Origin of the sequence: Pontibacter sp. HSC-14F20 (genome assembly GCF_019599265.1) — a bacterium.
Lineage (GTDB): Bacteria > Bacteroidota > Bacteroidia > Cytophagales > Hymenobacteraceae > Pontibacter.
Map to the genome: position 1 here is coordinate 64,038 of NZ_JAHZTC010000004.1, position 15,020 is coordinate 79,057.

Below are 15,020 nucleotides of genomic sequence, written 5' to 3' on the forward strand. Positions count from 1 at the left end.
GAAGCGTAAGGTATAGGCAGGAGTGCCGATGACCTGCTTTTGCGAATGAACAATTAACATTATTATGTCGCCAATTATCCTTCTCTCTTTCCTGATCGGCTATTTCGCGGTGCTGATAGGTATATCCTATTTTACTTCGAAAGGCGCTTCGGATAACTCCAGTTTCTTTATTGCCAACCGTAACTCGAAGTGGTACTTTGTGGCCTTCGGTATGATCGGTACTGCCTTGTCTGGCGTTACTTTCATCTCGGTGCCGGGTGCGGTGGTCAATAGTAGTTTCGGCTATTTTCAGTTTGTGCTCGGCAATACGGTCGGTTTTGTGCTGATCGCTTTTGTGCTGCTGCCGCTCTATTACCGCATGAACCTGATCTCCATCTATACCTACCTGGAGAAACGTTTCGGCTACTGGAGCTATAAAACAGGGGCCATGATCTTTCTGGTGTCGCGTACTATTGGTTCGGCTTTCCGGCTATACCTGGTGGCCATCGTGCTGCAGCGCTTCATCTTCGACGCCTGGGATGTGCCTTTTGTGGCAACAGTAGCAATTTGCCTTGTCCTGATCTGGCTCTATACCCATAAAGGGGGCCTCAAAACTATCGTAATCACCGACACCCTACAGACCGTGTTTATCATTGGTTCTGTTATCTTTTCCATCATCTTCATTGCCAATAGCCTCGACCTGAACATAGTGCAGACGTTTGAAGCGGTGAAGGATAGCTCTTACTCCAAAATATTCTTCTGGGAGGATTTCCTCGGAACCAAGAGCCACTTCCTGAAGCACTTTATCGGTGGTATTTTCGTGACGATCGCGATGACGGGTCTGGACCAGGACCTGATGCAGAAGAACCTGAGCTGCAAGAACATTGGGGAGGCGCAGAAGAACATGCTCACGTTTACTGGTGTTTTCGTGTCGATCAATATTTTCTTCCTGAGTATGGGTGCCCTGCTGTACATGTACGCCGAAGCAAATGGCATCGATGTAAGCGCGCTGGCTACTCCTGACCATTTGTTTCCGGAAATTGCCCTGAACCACATGGCCATGATTCCGGCCGTTATTTTTATGCTGGGCCTGACGGCGGCTACCTTTGCCACCACTGACTCTGCCCTGACGGCACTCACAACGTCTTTCTGCGTGGACTTCCTGAACTTTACCAAAAAGGCCAACCACGACGATGTGAAGCTGATTCGCACCCGTCACCTGGTGCACATCGGGTTCTCGGTGGTGATGTTGCTGGTGATCCTCGTGTTCAAGCTCATCAACGACGATTCGGTAGTGAACGCCATCTTCAAAGCGGCTGGCTATACCTATGGTCCGCTGTTGGGTTTATTTGCTTTCGGTATGGCTAACAAGCGTGCCGTGGCCGACAAACTGGTACCTTACATCTGTATCCTTTCGCCCATCCTGACTTATGTGCTGGATACCAACTCTCTTGACTGGACTGGTTATGCCATGGGTTTTGAGCTGATTGTGGTGAATGCCGCTATCACCTTTATCCTGTTGCTGGTAACAAGCAAGCCAGGCGGTGGTATGATGATGGATGCCCTGGAAGAGGCCGAAAGAGGCACCAAAGTAAAACAAACAACTTATTAAGAATCTACCCCCTATGAATATAGCCTTGCTTTTGGAGAGTGTTTTACCAAAAGCGCGCATAAGGGCACGCCTGATCGATGTGGTGTCCTACGCTTCTGACGCGGGCTTTTACTACCTCAGGCCAAAGGCCGTGGTGCAGCCGGTGTCAGAGGAAGAGATCAAACAACTTTTCGCTTTTTCGCACCAGCACAAAGTGCCGCTGACATTCCGTACAGCTGGCACCAGTTTGTCAGGGCAATCCATTACCGATGGTGTTTTAATAGACCTGAGCCAGTACTGGAACAAGGTGCTGGTAGAGCAGAAGGGGGGCCAGGTACGCGTGCAGCCCGGCGTGATTGGCGCCATTGTAAATGCGCACCTGCGTCCGTACAAACGCAAGATTGGACCCGATCCGGCCAGTATCAACTCGGCTATGATGGGCGGCATCCTTTCCAACAACGCCAGTGGCATGTGCTGCGGCGTGAGCAAGAACTCCTACCATACCACCCGATACATCAGCTTTGTGCTGCCAAATGGCAAGTGCTATACCACCGAAAAGCAAATTGATTATCTGCGCTTCAGCGAGGAATGCCCCGAGCTATACCTGACGCTGCAGCAAATCAAACAACAGATTCGAAGCAATCCGGAACTGCATTACCTGATCCGGCACAAATACAAAACCAAAAACACGGTTGGCTATTCCGTCAACGCCTTCATTGATTATGAGCACCCGCTGGATATCATGGCGCACTTGCTCATCGGGGCGGAGGGTACGTTGGGTTTCATCGCTGAGGCCGTGCTGCAAACCGTTCCTGATTATCCGGCCAAATCAACGGCGCTACTTTATTTTCCTGACATTTATGCCGCCTGCCAGGCCATCGTGCCGCTGACAGAGGCTGGTGCTGAGGCTGTGGAACTGATGGACCGTGCTTCGCTGCGCTCTATTGAGCACATGGCGGGAGTTCCGGCTGTTATCAAAACATTACCCGAAACTGCAGCAGCTCTGCTGGTAGAGTTTCAGGCGAATACGCACGACGAAGTACAGGAGAAGATCCTCAAATTCATGGCGCTGGCACCAGAGTTGGCTTTACTGGAGCAACCGGTGTTTACAACTGATCCAATTGAGCAAGGTTTGCTGTGGAAAGTACGCAAAGGTATGTTCCCGGCCGTGGGTGCCGTACGTGCCAGCGGCAGCACGGTTTTGCTCGAAGACATTGCCGTACCTGTTGCCCAGCTTGGCGATGCCATACTTGACCTCCAGAACCTTTTCCACCAGTACGGTTATTATAACGCCATCATCTTTGGTCATGCCAAGGACGGCAACATCCACTTTGTGGTGACACAGGCTTTCGACACACCGCAGGAAGTTACCCGTTACGACCGCTTCCTGAAAGAAGTGGTGAAGCTGGTGGTGAAAAAATACGAAGGCGCCCTGAAGGCTGAGCACGGAACGGGTCGCAACATGGCGCCGTTCGTGGAAACCGAATGGGGGCCGGAGGTATACCGCATCATGAAGACGCTTAAGCAGATCGTTGATCCGGAGAACCTGCTCAACCCCGGCGTGATCATCAACCACGATAAAAACGCGCACATTCAGAACCTGAAGGAGCTGCCGAAGGTGGAAGAAGAGGTGGACCGCTGCATGGAGTGTGGTTTCTGTGAGCACAAATGCCCGAGCCGCAACCTTACACTCACGCCACGCCAGCGCATTGTAGTGCGCCGCGAGTTACTCAATCTGCAACGCAAAGGAAAAAAGAAAGAGCATAAAGAACTGCTAAACCAGTACCAGTATGATGGCCTGGACACCTGCGCGGTAGACGGCCTTTGCGCCACTGCCTGCCCGGTTGACATCAACACCGGTGACCTGGTGAAGCGCCTGCGCCGTGAGAACCACAGCGAACTGGCAAACAAGGTGGCGCTGCTGGTAGCCAAGAATTTCAGACCTGTTTCGTCAACCGTGAAGTTTGGTCTGCAGGCAGGGGCTGGGGTGAACAAGCTTTTTGGAGCCAACACCCTGAGCCGGTTCACGGAAGAAGTAAAAGACATGATCCCGGCCTTCCCGCTCTGGACGAAGCAACTGGCCCCGGCACCAGGTATAGCCAAATCGATGGCTAATGCGACTGCTCCTGTGGCAGAGGCTGCTGTGGTTTATTTCCCGACCTGCATTTCGCGCACTATGGGCGCAGCAGAGTCTGGCAAGAAAAACATCATCGACACTTTCAAGAGTGTATCCGATAAAGTGGGCTTGAAGTTCACGATTCCGGAGAATGTGCAAGGGGCGTGCTGCGGGCAGATTTTCTCGTCCAAAGGGTATAGCCAGGCTTATGCCTACACCGCCAACGAAACCATTGAGAAGGTATGGCAATGGACCGAAAAAGGCCGCCTGCCGCTGGTGCTCGATATTACCTCCTGCACCCAGACGCTAAAGAACTGCCGACCGGTACTCACAGCTGAGAACAAACACAAATTTGACGCCATCCAGATCATCGACAGCATCGACTACATTGCCGACTTTATTTTGCCAAAGGCTACGGTGCTCCGCAAAAAAGCGAATGTGGTGCTGCATCCGGTTTGCTCTTTGCAGAAAATGGGACTGGAAGGGCGCTTTGTAGGTATAGCCAGACAACTGGCCGAAGAAGTGACGGTGCCCATGCACGCGGGTTGCTGCGGTATGGCCGGTGACAGAGGTTTCTTAGTTCCGGAGCTCACCGCTTCTGCCACAGCACCAGAAGCTGCGGAAGTGAAACAGCGTGAATACGATGGCTATTATTCTTCAGCTAAGACCTGCGAAATGGCGATGACGGAGGCGGTTGGACGCAACTATGAGTCGATTGTTTATCTGCTGGATGAGTGTTTGTAGAAGGTATGGCGCGTGCGTCTACGCTCGTGACTACGATAGAGGGGCTTCTGGACTAGGTATAGGTATAGCTTACATTGCTTTCTAGCAACTGAAAATGCAGGTATAGCTAACGTTATTGTTTCATAGCTTGCCCTGGCCGGGCGGGCCTTACTTTTTTGCTTGATGGGGGTAGGGGCCCTCGATAAAGAAAAAATCGAGGGGCCCTACCCCCACTCGCTGAACGCTCAAACAGTGGGTAGTCATTTGGTGCACCGGTCTGGTGCTATACCTTCGTAGCCCTCGTACAAGTTAGTCTTGCTATACCTGAGAGTGGTATTTTATCACAGTACTTCTACCTGAAGAATTGTTAATAGCAGATAACACCCCTCTCGATCATTTAATAATGATAAGCTCTAAAATTGACACTACTACGAGTAGTATAAAGGTGAGAAGGAAAGCTTTGTAGCCTTTAGTTTTGCCTTTATCATTCCGCCTTAGGAAGCCTATTATTAAATTCCAGAACGTAAGGCTTATACCCACTATAACTATTAAGCTTTTAGCTAAAGTGAGTATACCTAAGATTGTAGCACTCATAAAGAGCTGTGGTAATATCCTTATTGGCCAGTTCTACTTACACCACCTCAATCATCGCGGCGTACTCTCTCAAGCTCGCATCCTCCGGCTTCAGATCTGTTACCAGGTAATGAATTGAATTCAGGTCGCATACCTTCATATTCTGGTCGGAGCCGAGTTTTTCGGCGATGGACATAATAGCGGTCTTCTTGGCCGAGCGAATCATGGCTTTCTTCACCTGCACTACTTCCCAGTCAGAGTCGGTGAGGCCGTCTTCTATGGAGAGAGAGTTGGTGCCCAGTATACAAAGGTCCACTTTGATTTCGGAGAGCTGGTTGACCACCTGTGCGCCGATCATGATGTGGGAGTTCTTGGATAGCTGACCGCCCAGCAAAATTACGTTGATGTTCGGGCGTTCGGCCAGTTCCAGCGCCATCAGCGGACTCACCGTAAAGAAATTGCAACGCAGCGTGTCTGGAATCATACGGGCTACTTCGATCATCGTGGTACCGCCGCCAACCAGTATGCTCATGCCATCTTTCAGGAGGTCAATCACTTTGCGGGCAATCTCCTTCTTCGACTCCTTCGCGTATACCTCTGACTGACTGAAAGGATAATGGAAAGACTTCGATAAAGCACCACCGTGTACCTTCAGAATCTGACCGCTTTCTGCCAGTTCGTTCAAATCTCTTCTAACCGTATCTTCCGACACGTTGAGCTTTAAACTCAAATCCGATGAAAGCACCTTGTTGTGCAGATTGATCTGCTTTATGATAAAAGCCTGCCGTTCCTCCTTAAGCATTATGTTTGTTTTTGATAGCTAAAAGCCAAATATAGATTTTTTTCTGAAAATATACTGTCAGAATCTTTATATAGAGAATCCCTTAAAGTCCTGAAAATTCTGATTCAGACAAAAAAAACTGCCCCAGCTAAGGAACAGGCTTTCGTATATGTATAAGCTTTGGGCTATACCTTCACATAAATCTTTTTCTTGTCCATCCAGAAACCAATTACCCACATCACGAGCATGTAACTGAGTGCAAACATAAGGGAAGCGGCTTCCCCTGCTGACCAGCTCAGGAAGAGTTTGGTGTAGAGCCACTTTTGTAAGCTCATGTCGCCAATCCGGATGAAGTTAAGCAGCTTGATGACCAGTGTGGCGAAGGCGAAGATGAAGAGCGGATTCTTGCCGAATGCCTCGAAGAAGTAAGACCATTTCACAAAGCCCAACACTTCGATCACCAGCATCAGCCCGGCAATCAGCATTACGCTCAGGCCAACGGAGTGCAGCACGTAAGAACTTGTCCAGATCGGCTTGTTGATCGGAAAATAGATATCCCAAACCAAAGCCATAGCCACCATTGCGGCGCCTGCCAGCAAAAGTTTAAAGACGGTGCTCAGGTTGTTGCCGCTTTTCTGGATGAAGAGTCCGGCAAAGTAACCGGCCAGCACGTTCACCGTGGCGGGCAGTGTGCTCAGTAATCCTTCCGGGTCGAAAGGTATACCGAAGCCTTTGTAGAGGTTGGTTGCAGGTATAAACAGGTCGTCGAATTTGCGGGCGGCATTGCCGGCGATGCTATACGGATCAGCGGAGTCGCCGAAGAAGAACATCACAGCCCAGTAACCCAACAGCACGACCACACTGAAAATAGCGGCTCCCCTGAACTTGAGGTAATGCACGGCCAGCGAAGCAATAAAGTAGCAAAGCGCTATACGCTGCAGCACGCCCATGATACGAACCGCCGTGAAATCCTTCAGCACGATAACTCCATCCGGATTGCGGGTGATAAAAGGGAAGAGGTTGAGGAACAGGCCAATCAGGAAGATAAGCACTGTGCGTTTAATCACCTTGCGCAGAAATACACTATCGGGTTGCCTTTCGAACTTGCGCATACTAAAGCTCATGGCATTGCCTACCACAAACAGGAAAGACGGGAAAACCAGATCGGTCAGCGTAAAGCCGTGCCAGGCAGCATGTTTGAACGGCGCGTAAATGCTGCCCCAACTACCGGGGTTGTTTACAACGATCATTAGCGCAATGGTGAGGCCCCGGAGCACGTCGAGTGAAAGGTAGCGCTCATACGTTTGCGGTCTGAGTAAACCTGCGCCTGTGAGGGGAGGGGCTGTAGAAAGTTTAGTCATGGTATAAGGCGGTTAAGGTATAGATAGCAAGTGTTCAGGAGGTATAAAAAGATAGCCGTCCCATTTTCCCGGAACGGCTATACCTTGTTCAGTTATTTCACGGAAGCCTCTGCAGGCTGTTTCTCTTTGCTCTTGCCCATGGCGTCGTACACCACTTGCAGCGCACCGGTGCGGGTATTGAGTTTGCTCAGCTTGCTGTTCTCGCGCGTAGGGTTAACGCGGTTGCTCAGAAACACATACACCAGATTATTCACCGGATCAACCCAGGTATAAGTACCCGTGAAGCCGGAGTGACCGAAGCTCTCTACCGGAGCGCTTGGTGCAGCATTACTGTTTGGTGCACCCGGTTTAGCAGGACGATCGAAGCCGAGGGCGCGGTAGTTGCCCTGGTCGCAGAACTGGCATTTGCTATAGTTCTTCACTACGTTCTCAGCAATGTAGCGCTTGTTGGCATACATACCGTCATTCAGGTATAGGTGCATCAGTTTGGCCACATCATTGGAGTTGCCGAACAGACCAGCATGGCCGCTCACACCGCCCAGCATAGCCGCGCCTTCGTCGTGCACGGTGCCATGCAGCAGTTGCTTGCGGAAGTGCGGCTCCAACTCAGTTGGTACAATGCGCGTCGATGGGTAGTTTTTGTAGGGGTTGAACGTCAGTGTAGTAGCGCCGATAGGCTGGTAGATTGAGTTTTGCAGGTATGATTCAAAGCCCACACCGGTAATGTTTTCCACTACTTTTGGTGCAAGGATGAAAGACAGGTCACTGTATACATAGCCCGGCTTTTCGTTCAGCGGCGACTCCATAATTTCCTTGTAGATCTTGTCGGCATACTTGCGGTGGATGTATAGGTTATCAGCCACTTTAATCGGGAAACGAGCAGATGAATCAGCTTTGAAGGTGCGCCACTTGAAGTTGCCGTTTTTCTTCACTGTTTCTTTCCAGAACGGAATCCAGGATTTCAGGCGGGCCTGGTGTGTGAGAATGTCGCGGTAGTTGAGGTCGGCCTTGTTGGTTCCGGCAGCCATTGGCAGATAAGTACCCAGCGTCTGGTTCTCGTCAAAACGACCTTCGCCTTTCAAGCGCATCAGCGCGGCCATGGAAGTACTGATTTTTGTTACTGAAGCCAGGTCGTAGAGGTCATCTACGCGTACGGCTTGCTCCTTGTCATAGGTATGGAAACCGAAGGCTTTATGGTAAATTACCTTGCCATCTTTAGCTACAAGCACTTGTGCACCCGGAGCAGCTTCTTCACGAATGGCTTGGTGCACGAGCGAGTCTATACCTGCCAGATCCTGCGATTTCAAACCCACTGCTTCCGGCATAGAATAAGCCATGCGCCAGCCGCCTTTCGTCAGCAAACCGTCACCAATCTTGAAAGCGTTGCTCACCGTTACAGGCAGTTTGCCTGTGGCACCTATACCTCCGAAAATCAGTTGAGAGGCCAGGTCCTGCGTGATGGTATTTTCCTGGTAAGCAGCAATTACAGCATCGGCTTTGTCGAGACTCTCCATTTCGGCGAGGCTATACACGTTGCCAAACACACTCACGATGGTCTTCTTGTTGCGGATAAGCTCTTTCAGGAACAGGTTCATCTCGGCAGTGATACCGAAATTGCTACTGCCCGCCTTGAGTTGCAGCGAATGCACACCGGCGATGATCAGGTTGTAGTCCTTCAGTTTCTCCTTCATGCGCATCAGGTCTTCAATAGAGTTTGTCGGCTCTAAGAAGAAAGTATCCACTTGGGTATAGCGGGCGAGGTCGCGCTGGAAAGCGGTCTCCTTTTTCGTGCCGATGGCCAGTGCCGCTACCTTAAGCGTGTCGAGTGTCTGGATAGGCAGTATGTGGTTTTTGTTGCGCAACAGCGTGAGCGACGCTTCGGTCAGCTGACGGTTCAGGTATTGTGCGTGAGGGTTGTTAAGGTCGGCAATCAGGTTTTTCGTTTCGATCGGCTCCCACTTATCCAGGCCTGCCCATTGTTTGGCGGCAAGCACTTTGCGTACGCGGAAGTCAATCTCAGCTTGTGTGATTTCCTTGTTGGCAATGGCTTTCTTCACTTCTTCAATAGTTGTTTTCACGTCCATCGTGTTCAGCATTACGTCGTTACCGGCCAAAAGTGCTTTCACGTCTACAACGCCCGGAGGATAAAACTTGGCCACACCCTGCATGTTAAGGGCATCGGTAAACACAAGTCCTTTGTAGTTGAGTTCATTCTTAAGTAAGTCTGTTACGATCGGCTTGGAAAGGGTAGAGGCAAGGTTTGGTGTGTTGTCGAGCACCGGGATGTTCATGTGCGCTACCATCACGCTGCCCAGTCCTTTGTCCATCAGGGCACGGAAAGGGTGCAGCTCCGTGGAGTCGAGGCGGATGCGTGAGAAGTTGATCAGTGGCAGACCGTAATGCGAGTCTACGTTGGTGTCGCCGTGGCCCGGGAAGTGCTTGGCGCTGGCCAGCACGCGGTTGTCCTGCATACCTTTCATGTAAGCCAGTGATTTGCTGGCCACATTGTGCTTCTCTTCGCCGAATGAGCGGAAGCCGATTACCGGGTTATTGGCGTTGTTGTTGATGTCTACGGTAGGTGCGAAATTCACATGCACGCCCAGGCGCTGGCACTGGCGGGCAATCTCGGCACCCATTTCGTAGATGAGTCTCTCGTTGTCGATGCCGCCCAAAGCCATCTGGTAAGGGAAGCGGATCGTGCTGTCGAGGCGCATGGCCAGACCCCACTCACCGTCGATGGAGATCATGAGGGGCACCTTGCTTTCCTGCTGGTAGCGGTTGGTCATTTTGGCCTGGCGCACCGGACCACCCTGGAAGAAGATCATGCCACCTACTTTATAGGTCTTGACGATGTTACTGATGGAGTCGATGTGCGCCTGGTTCTTGTTGGAGTACACCGGAATCATGGTCAGCTGGGCAATGCGCTCTTCCGGTGTGAGGGTATTCATGATAGAATCGACCCAGGGGCTGTTGATGTACTGCAGGAACTCGGCGTCGCGGCCCGGGGTGAATGTAGCGGCTGTGGCTTTTTTGGTAGTAGCCTTACTTGTTTTTGCTTTTTTGGACTGGCCTTGCAGGTTGTTGGCGCCAAAAGTCAGCAACAGCGCGACGGCCAGCGAGAGATAATGGAGTGGTTTCAAAATGATATGAGTTAATTTGATATCAGATACACTGCAATTTAACAGAAATCAACTTAATGTGATTTTATTTGCGGTATTTTTTTCAATTCCTGCAAATAAAAGCAATATTAGAGGCGTCGTCAGAATTAGATTTGAATTTATATATTTACTTTATAAGTAAAAAATACATGAAGCGTCTTTCCTTACAGGTGATTAGCCTGTTGCTGTGTTGTGCCGCCCTTGCAAGCTGTGCCACAAACCCTTATGCCGCAACCAACAAGTCGTATAAAAAACAGGCCAAAGCCTACGCTAAATCGCTGCGGGCTATACCTGTGGCCCCGAACGGCGAGCATACTTATCGGCAAGGAGATTACTGGGTGGGCACCACCAACTTCAACTTGCGCAAACCCAACTTCGTGATCATTCACCATACGGCGCAAAACTCCACCGAGCATACCCTGAAGACCTTTACTATGCCCTCTACTAAAGTGAGTTCTCATTACGTAATTGGTCGTGATGGCAAAGTATACCAGATGTTACACGATCACATGCGCGCCTGGCACGGCGGCAACAGCAGATGGGGCAGCAACACCGATCTTAACTCTTCTTCCATAGGTATAGAGCTCGACAACAACGGCTCCGAGCCTTTTCCGGAGGAGATGATCAATAGCCTGATTGCCGTATTGGGTAAGCTCAAAAAAGAGCACGGTATACCTGCTGAAAACTTCATAGGCCACGCCGATATCGCACCGGTCCGTAAAGTAGATCCAAGTCCGCTGTTCCCGTGGAAGACGCTGGCTGATAACGGCTTTGGGCTGTGGTTTGATGAAGGTGTGCTGGATAAAGAACAAGTACTGCGCGAAGTGCCTGTAGGTGGCGAAGGCGACCAGCCCCCTTTGCTGGTGATGGAGACGGTGCCGAAGCATGTGCTGCCCGAGCATTTTAACCCACTCGATGCCCTGCGCATCATCGGGTATGACGTGCGTAATCCGGAAGCAGCGGTACGGGCTTTCAAGATTCATTTTATTCAGACAGATGTGGAGGCCCCCTTAACTGAGGACGAGAAGTTAATTCTTTATAACCTGTATCAGAAGTATTTGTAAATTGGGATATTAAACGGAAGCTCCTTGACTATGACCAAACCCCTACTCACCCGCTATACCTTCCGGCTTATACCTTGCCTCAGCTTGCTCTTCCTGCTCGGCTGTAGCGCTGCCAAACCCGTAGCGGAAGTACCTGTGACACCACCTTACGGACCGGCGGAGATTCAGCGGCAGGTGATGGAGGTGGCTGCTTTGCAGAAAAGCTTTGTGGGCTTTGTCCTCTATGACCCGGAACTGGGCCAGACAGTGGTGGAGCATAATTCCGACAAGTATTTCGTGCCGGCTTCCAACACAAAGCTGTTCACGTTTTATGCAGCTTCCAAAATGCTGGGCGATTCTATACCTGCGCTCAAGTACGTGGCCAAAGGCGATTCGCTGATCTTCTGGGGCACCGGCGACCCGACCTTCACGCATATGGATCTGCAGAACAATATTGCCTACGATTTCCTGAAAAACCGCAAAGAGAAACTTTACTACATTGAGGCACCCATGACCAGCACGCCCTTCGCCACCAATTGGGGCTGGGATGATTACAACTATTACTACCAGCCTGAGCGTAGCACTTTCCCGATCCATGGCAACATTATAAAGTTCAAGAAAGACAGCACCACGGACTATACTACCACACCGGTTTTATTTAAGAAGCACGTGAAAGCTGATACCACCAAAAATGCGCACCGCGACACCTTTCGCAGAGCATGGCGCGCGAACGACATTGCCTACAACCCGAAACGAGCATCGATCGCCTTCTCGCAGGAAGTGCCTTTTATCACCTCGCCGGAGCTCACCGTGCAGCTGCTGGGTGACACCCTGAAGCGTCCAGTGAAACTGGTGAAACGGCCTATACCTGCGGGTGGTCAGATTCTTTACGGTCTGCCTGCTGATTCCGTGTTCAAGCGCATGCTGCAGGTGAGCGACAACCTGATGGCTGAGCAATTGATGATGCTGAGCTCCGGCACCTTTTCTGACACGTTGTCAGTAGAGCGGGCTATCAAGTATGCCGTTCAGAATTACTTATCTGACCTGCCGGACGCGCCGGTTTGGATCGACGGCTCTGGCCTTTCCTCCATGAATATGTTTACGCCGCGCAGCATCATTGCGCTTCTGCAGAAAATGCACGCCGAGCGCCCGAGGGAGAAACTGCTCCCCATGCTGGCCGTAGGTGGAAGACCAGGCACTTTCCGGAATATCTACAAAGCGGATGTGCCTTTCGTGTTTGGCAAATCGGGCACGCTGGCGCACGTACACAACCAAAGCGGGTACATTATCACCAAGAGCGGCAAGCTGCTGATGTATAGCTTTATGAACAACAACTTTAACACATCCTCGGCAGAGATTAGAAGCGCTATGGAACGCATTATGACGGAGGTGCACGAGAAGTATTAAGTAGGGGCTATTTTGGATTAATCAACCCGGAAGAGCAATCTTAAAAAAAAAGGCAATTAACAATTAAGTATCTATACCTGACCACACAAACAAACCAACACCATGTTGAAACTAACGATACGCTCTTTTGACCTGCCCCTGCGGCATACCTTTACCATCTCCTACGACTCCCGCGATGTACAGCCAACCATGATCGTGGAGCTGCAGCACGGCGAACACAAAGGTTATGGCGAGGCAACCAGCAATCCGTACTATGGCTTCACCATCGAGAGCATGACCCAGGCGCTGGAAAGCATCCGCGAGAAAATCGAGTCAACCGAGCTGACTTCGCCGGAGGAATTTTGGGCGCAGATGCAGCCGCATCTAACCAACCACCCCTTTGCTCTTTGCGCACTCGACCTGGCCGCTAACGACCTGTTCGGCAAAATGAAAGGCCAGCCGCTCTACAAAATCTGGGGCCTGGAGGCGAAGAACATGCCGCTCACCAATTATACCATCGGCATCGCCTCAATCGAAAACATGGTAAAGAAGCTGCAGGAAATGCCGTGGCCGCTTTACAAAATCAAGCTGGGCACGAAAGAAGACGTGGCGATCATCAAAGAGCTGCGCAAGCACACCGATGCTGTTTTCCGTGTAGACGCAAACTGCGCCTGGGGTGTGGAGGAAACCATCGAAAACTCGAAGCAACTGAAAGAACTGGGTGTGCAGTTCATTGAACAGCCCATGAAGGCCGACGATCTGGAAGGAATGAAGGAGGTATACAAGCGCTCCGTACTGCCCCTGATTGCCGACGAAAGCTGCATTACCGAAGCCGATGTAGCCAAGTGCCACGGCCTGTTCCATGGTGTGAACATCAAGCTCACCAAATGCGGTGGTCTGACACCTGCCCGTCGTATGATCGCCGAAGCCAAGAGTCTGGGTATGAAAGTGATGGTAGGCTGCATGACCGAATCCAGCGTAGGTATATCAGCCATCGCGCAGTTGCTGCCTATGCTCGACTACGTGGACATGGACGGCGCCCTGTTGCTGAGCAAAGATATCGCCTCCGGCGTCACCATCGACTATGGCAAAGTGAGCTACAGCGAAAACGTAAACGGTACGGGCGTTACCCTCAACGCATAATGGCCAATAAGGTATACACCGACCAACTGCCGGGCCGCACCTTGGTGGTAGAGGGGGAGGAGTTTCTGTTCTTTAGCGGGACCTCCTACCTGGGTATACCTGTCAACGAAGCTTTCAGGCATTGCGTGCTGGAAGGTATGGCCCGTTACGGCACCAACTACTCCAGTTCGCGCAATTCCAACCTGCAGCTGCGGGTGTTTGGGGAGGCGGAAGAATACTTGGCAAGGTATACCGGAGCTGAAGCCGCTTTTACAATGTCGTCAGGTTACCTGGCGGGGCAGGCGCTGGTGCAGACTTTGCAGGGAAGCGGACATTTTATCTATGCTCCCAACACGCACCCGGCGCTCTGGCGCAGCACCGCCGACGAAGTTACCGGCGACTACGATGCCTGGGTTGCTCCGATGCTGCAGCAGGTAAAGTCTGCGAAGGAAAGTCATATCATCCTAGTCTGTAATTCACTCGACCCGCTCAAAGCCCGTAACCACGGTTTCAGTTGGTTGAGCGCTTTGCCGAAAGACAAGCAGATTACGCTGATCGTCGACGATTCGCATGGTTTTGGGGTGACAGGTGAGGACGGCGCCGGTATATTTGAACAGCTGAATTCTCGACTTCAGCAAAACATGCGGCTGGTGGTGGCGAGCTCCATGGGGAAAGCATTAGGTATACCTGCCGGTGTCGTGCTGGGTAATAAAAGTTTGGTCGACAGGTTGCGGCATAGTCACTATTTTGGTGGTGCTTCCCCGGCTATACCTGCGTACCTGTATGCCTTTTTGAAATGCGAGCCAGTGTTTAAAGAAGCCAGAGAGAAGCTGTTCACAAACATCAGTTATTTCCTGGAGCATTTGGAGCGGCCCGAGCAATTCAGTTACTTTGAAAGGTATCCGGTTTTCGGAGTGCGTGCGCATCGGCTGGCGGCATACCTGCAGGAACATGGCGTGATCATCTCCAGCTTCCGCTATCCAACACCTGCCGATGACCCGATCACCAGGGTAATTCTGAGCAGTGCGCATCAGCAGGAGGATATTCAGCGATTAACGAGGTTGATCAATCAGTTTGAGCAGCCTTAAAAAGAATCCTACTATGACCGCTATTACAGCACCGGAGAAAGTCTATTACACCAATACATAGCTTATAATTTCTAACCCAACACCCCTTTAACAGGGAAG

At 51.1% G+C, this 15,020-nt stretch carries 9 protein-coding genes; 6 read left to right on the forward strand and 3 right to left on the reverse strand.

Going from position 1 to position 15,020, the window contains the following annotated elements:
• The first annotated feature begins 64 nt into the window (after positions 1-64).
• Both K3G39_RS05385 and K3G39_RS05390 read left to right on the forward strand, forming a co-directional pair.
• Positions 65-1,591 (forward strand): sodium:solute symporter, encoded by a 1,527-nt coding sequence (locus tag K3G39_RS05385; protein WP_220625159.1) that lies wholly within the window; start codon positions 65-67, stop codon positions 1,589-1,591.
• Positions 1,592-1,604: 13 nt separating this feature from the next.
• On the forward strand, positions 1,605-4,430 hold the full coding sequence (locus tag K3G39_RS05390; protein WP_220625160.1) for an FAD-binding and (Fe-S)-binding domain-containing protein: 2,826 nt from the start codon (positions 1,605-1,607) through the stop codon (positions 4,428-4,430).
• Between the two features lie 610 nt (positions 4,431-5,040).
• Here K3G39_RS05390 and K3G39_RS05395 read toward each other — a convergent pair.
• From K3G39_RS05395 to K3G39_RS05405, 3 genes are all read right to left on the reverse strand, one after another.
• Positions 5,041-5,784 carry a DeoR/GlpR family DNA-binding transcription regulator gene (locus K3G39_RS05395; RefSeq protein WP_220625161.1) on the reverse strand — a complete coding sequence of 248 codons (744 nt, stop codon included), beginning with the start codon at positions 5,782-5,784 and terminating at the stop codon, positions 5,041-5,043.
• 164 nt (positions 5,785-5,948) lie between these two features.
• Positions 5,949-7,124 carry an acyltransferase family protein gene (locus tag K3G39_RS05400; RefSeq protein WP_220625162.1) on the reverse strand — a complete coding sequence of 392 codons (1,176 nt, stop codon included), beginning with the start codon at positions 7,122-7,124 and terminating at the stop codon, positions 5,949-5,951.
• 92 nt (positions 7,125-7,216) lie between these two features.
• Complete coding sequence (locus K3G39_RS05405) at positions 7,217-10,264, reverse strand: glycoside hydrolase family 3 N-terminal domain-containing protein (protein ID WP_220625163.1); 3,048 nt, start codon at positions 10,262-10,264, stop codon at positions 7,217-7,219.
• A gap of 167 nt (positions 10,265-10,431) precedes the next feature.
• Between K3G39_RS05405 and K3G39_RS05410 the strand changes: the two genes are divergently transcribed.
• From K3G39_RS05410 to K3G39_RS05425, 4 genes are all read left to right on the forward strand, one after another.
• On the forward strand, positions 10,432-11,346 hold the full coding sequence (locus K3G39_RS05410) for an N-acetylmuramoyl-L-alanine amidase (protein ID WP_220625164.1): 915 nt from the start codon (positions 10,432-10,434) through the stop codon (positions 11,344-11,346).
• Between the two features lie 30 nt (positions 11,347-11,376).
• The gene (locus K3G39_RS05415) at positions 11,377-12,732 is read left to right on the forward strand and encodes a D-alanyl-D-alanine carboxypeptidase/D-alanyl-D-alanine-endopeptidase (RefSeq protein ID WP_220625165.1); all 1,356 of its coding nucleotides are present in this window, start codon (positions 11,377-11,379) and stop codon (positions 12,730-12,732) included.
• Between the two features lie 105 nt (positions 12,733-12,837).
• Positions 12,838-13,854 (forward strand): dipeptide epimerase, encoded by a 1,017-nt coding sequence (locus K3G39_RS05420; RefSeq protein WP_370627202.1) that lies wholly within the window; start codon positions 12,838-12,840, stop codon positions 13,852-13,854.
• Positions 13,854-14,921 carry an aminotransferase class I/II-fold pyridoxal phosphate-dependent enzyme gene (locus tag K3G39_RS05425; protein WP_220625167.1) on the forward strand — a complete coding sequence of 356 codons (1,068 nt, stop codon included), beginning with the start codon at positions 13,854-13,856 and terminating at the stop codon, positions 14,919-14,921. The genes K3G39_RS05420 and K3G39_RS05425 overlap by 1 nt, the downstream gene beginning before the upstream one ends.
• Positions 14,922-15,020: the final 99 nt, after the last annotated feature.

What these genes read in the sequence shown, in the direction of transcription:
- K3G39_RS05385 (WP_220625159.1), top strand. Translation starts at nt 65, where the DNA reads ATGTCGCCAATTATCCTTCTCTCTTTCCTGATCGGCTATTTCGCGGTG.
- K3G39_RS05390 (WP_220625160.1), top strand. Translation starts at nt 1,605, where the DNA reads ATGAATATAGCCTTGCTTTTGGAGAGTGTTTTACCAAAAGCGCGCATA.
- K3G39_RS05395 (WP_220625161.1), bottom strand. Translation starts at nt 5,784, where the DNA reads ATGCTTAAGGAGGAACGGCAGGCTTTTATCATAAAGCAGATCAATCTG.
- K3G39_RS05400 (WP_220625162.1), bottom strand. Translation starts at nt 7,124, where the DNA reads ATGACTAAACTTTCTACAGCCCCTCCCCTCACAGGCGCAGGTTTACTC.
- K3G39_RS05410 (WP_220625164.1), top strand. Translation starts at nt 10,432, where the DNA reads ATGAAGCGTCTTTCCTTACAGGTGATTAGCCTGTTGCTGTGTTGTGCC.
- K3G39_RS05415 (WP_220625165.1), top strand. Translation starts at nt 11,377, where the DNA reads ATGACCAAACCCCTACTCACCCGCTATACCTTCCGGCTTATACCTTGC.
- K3G39_RS05425 (WP_220625167.1), top strand. Translation starts at nt 13,854, where the DNA reads ATGGCCAATAAGGTATACACCGACCAACTGCCGGGCCGCACCTTGGTG.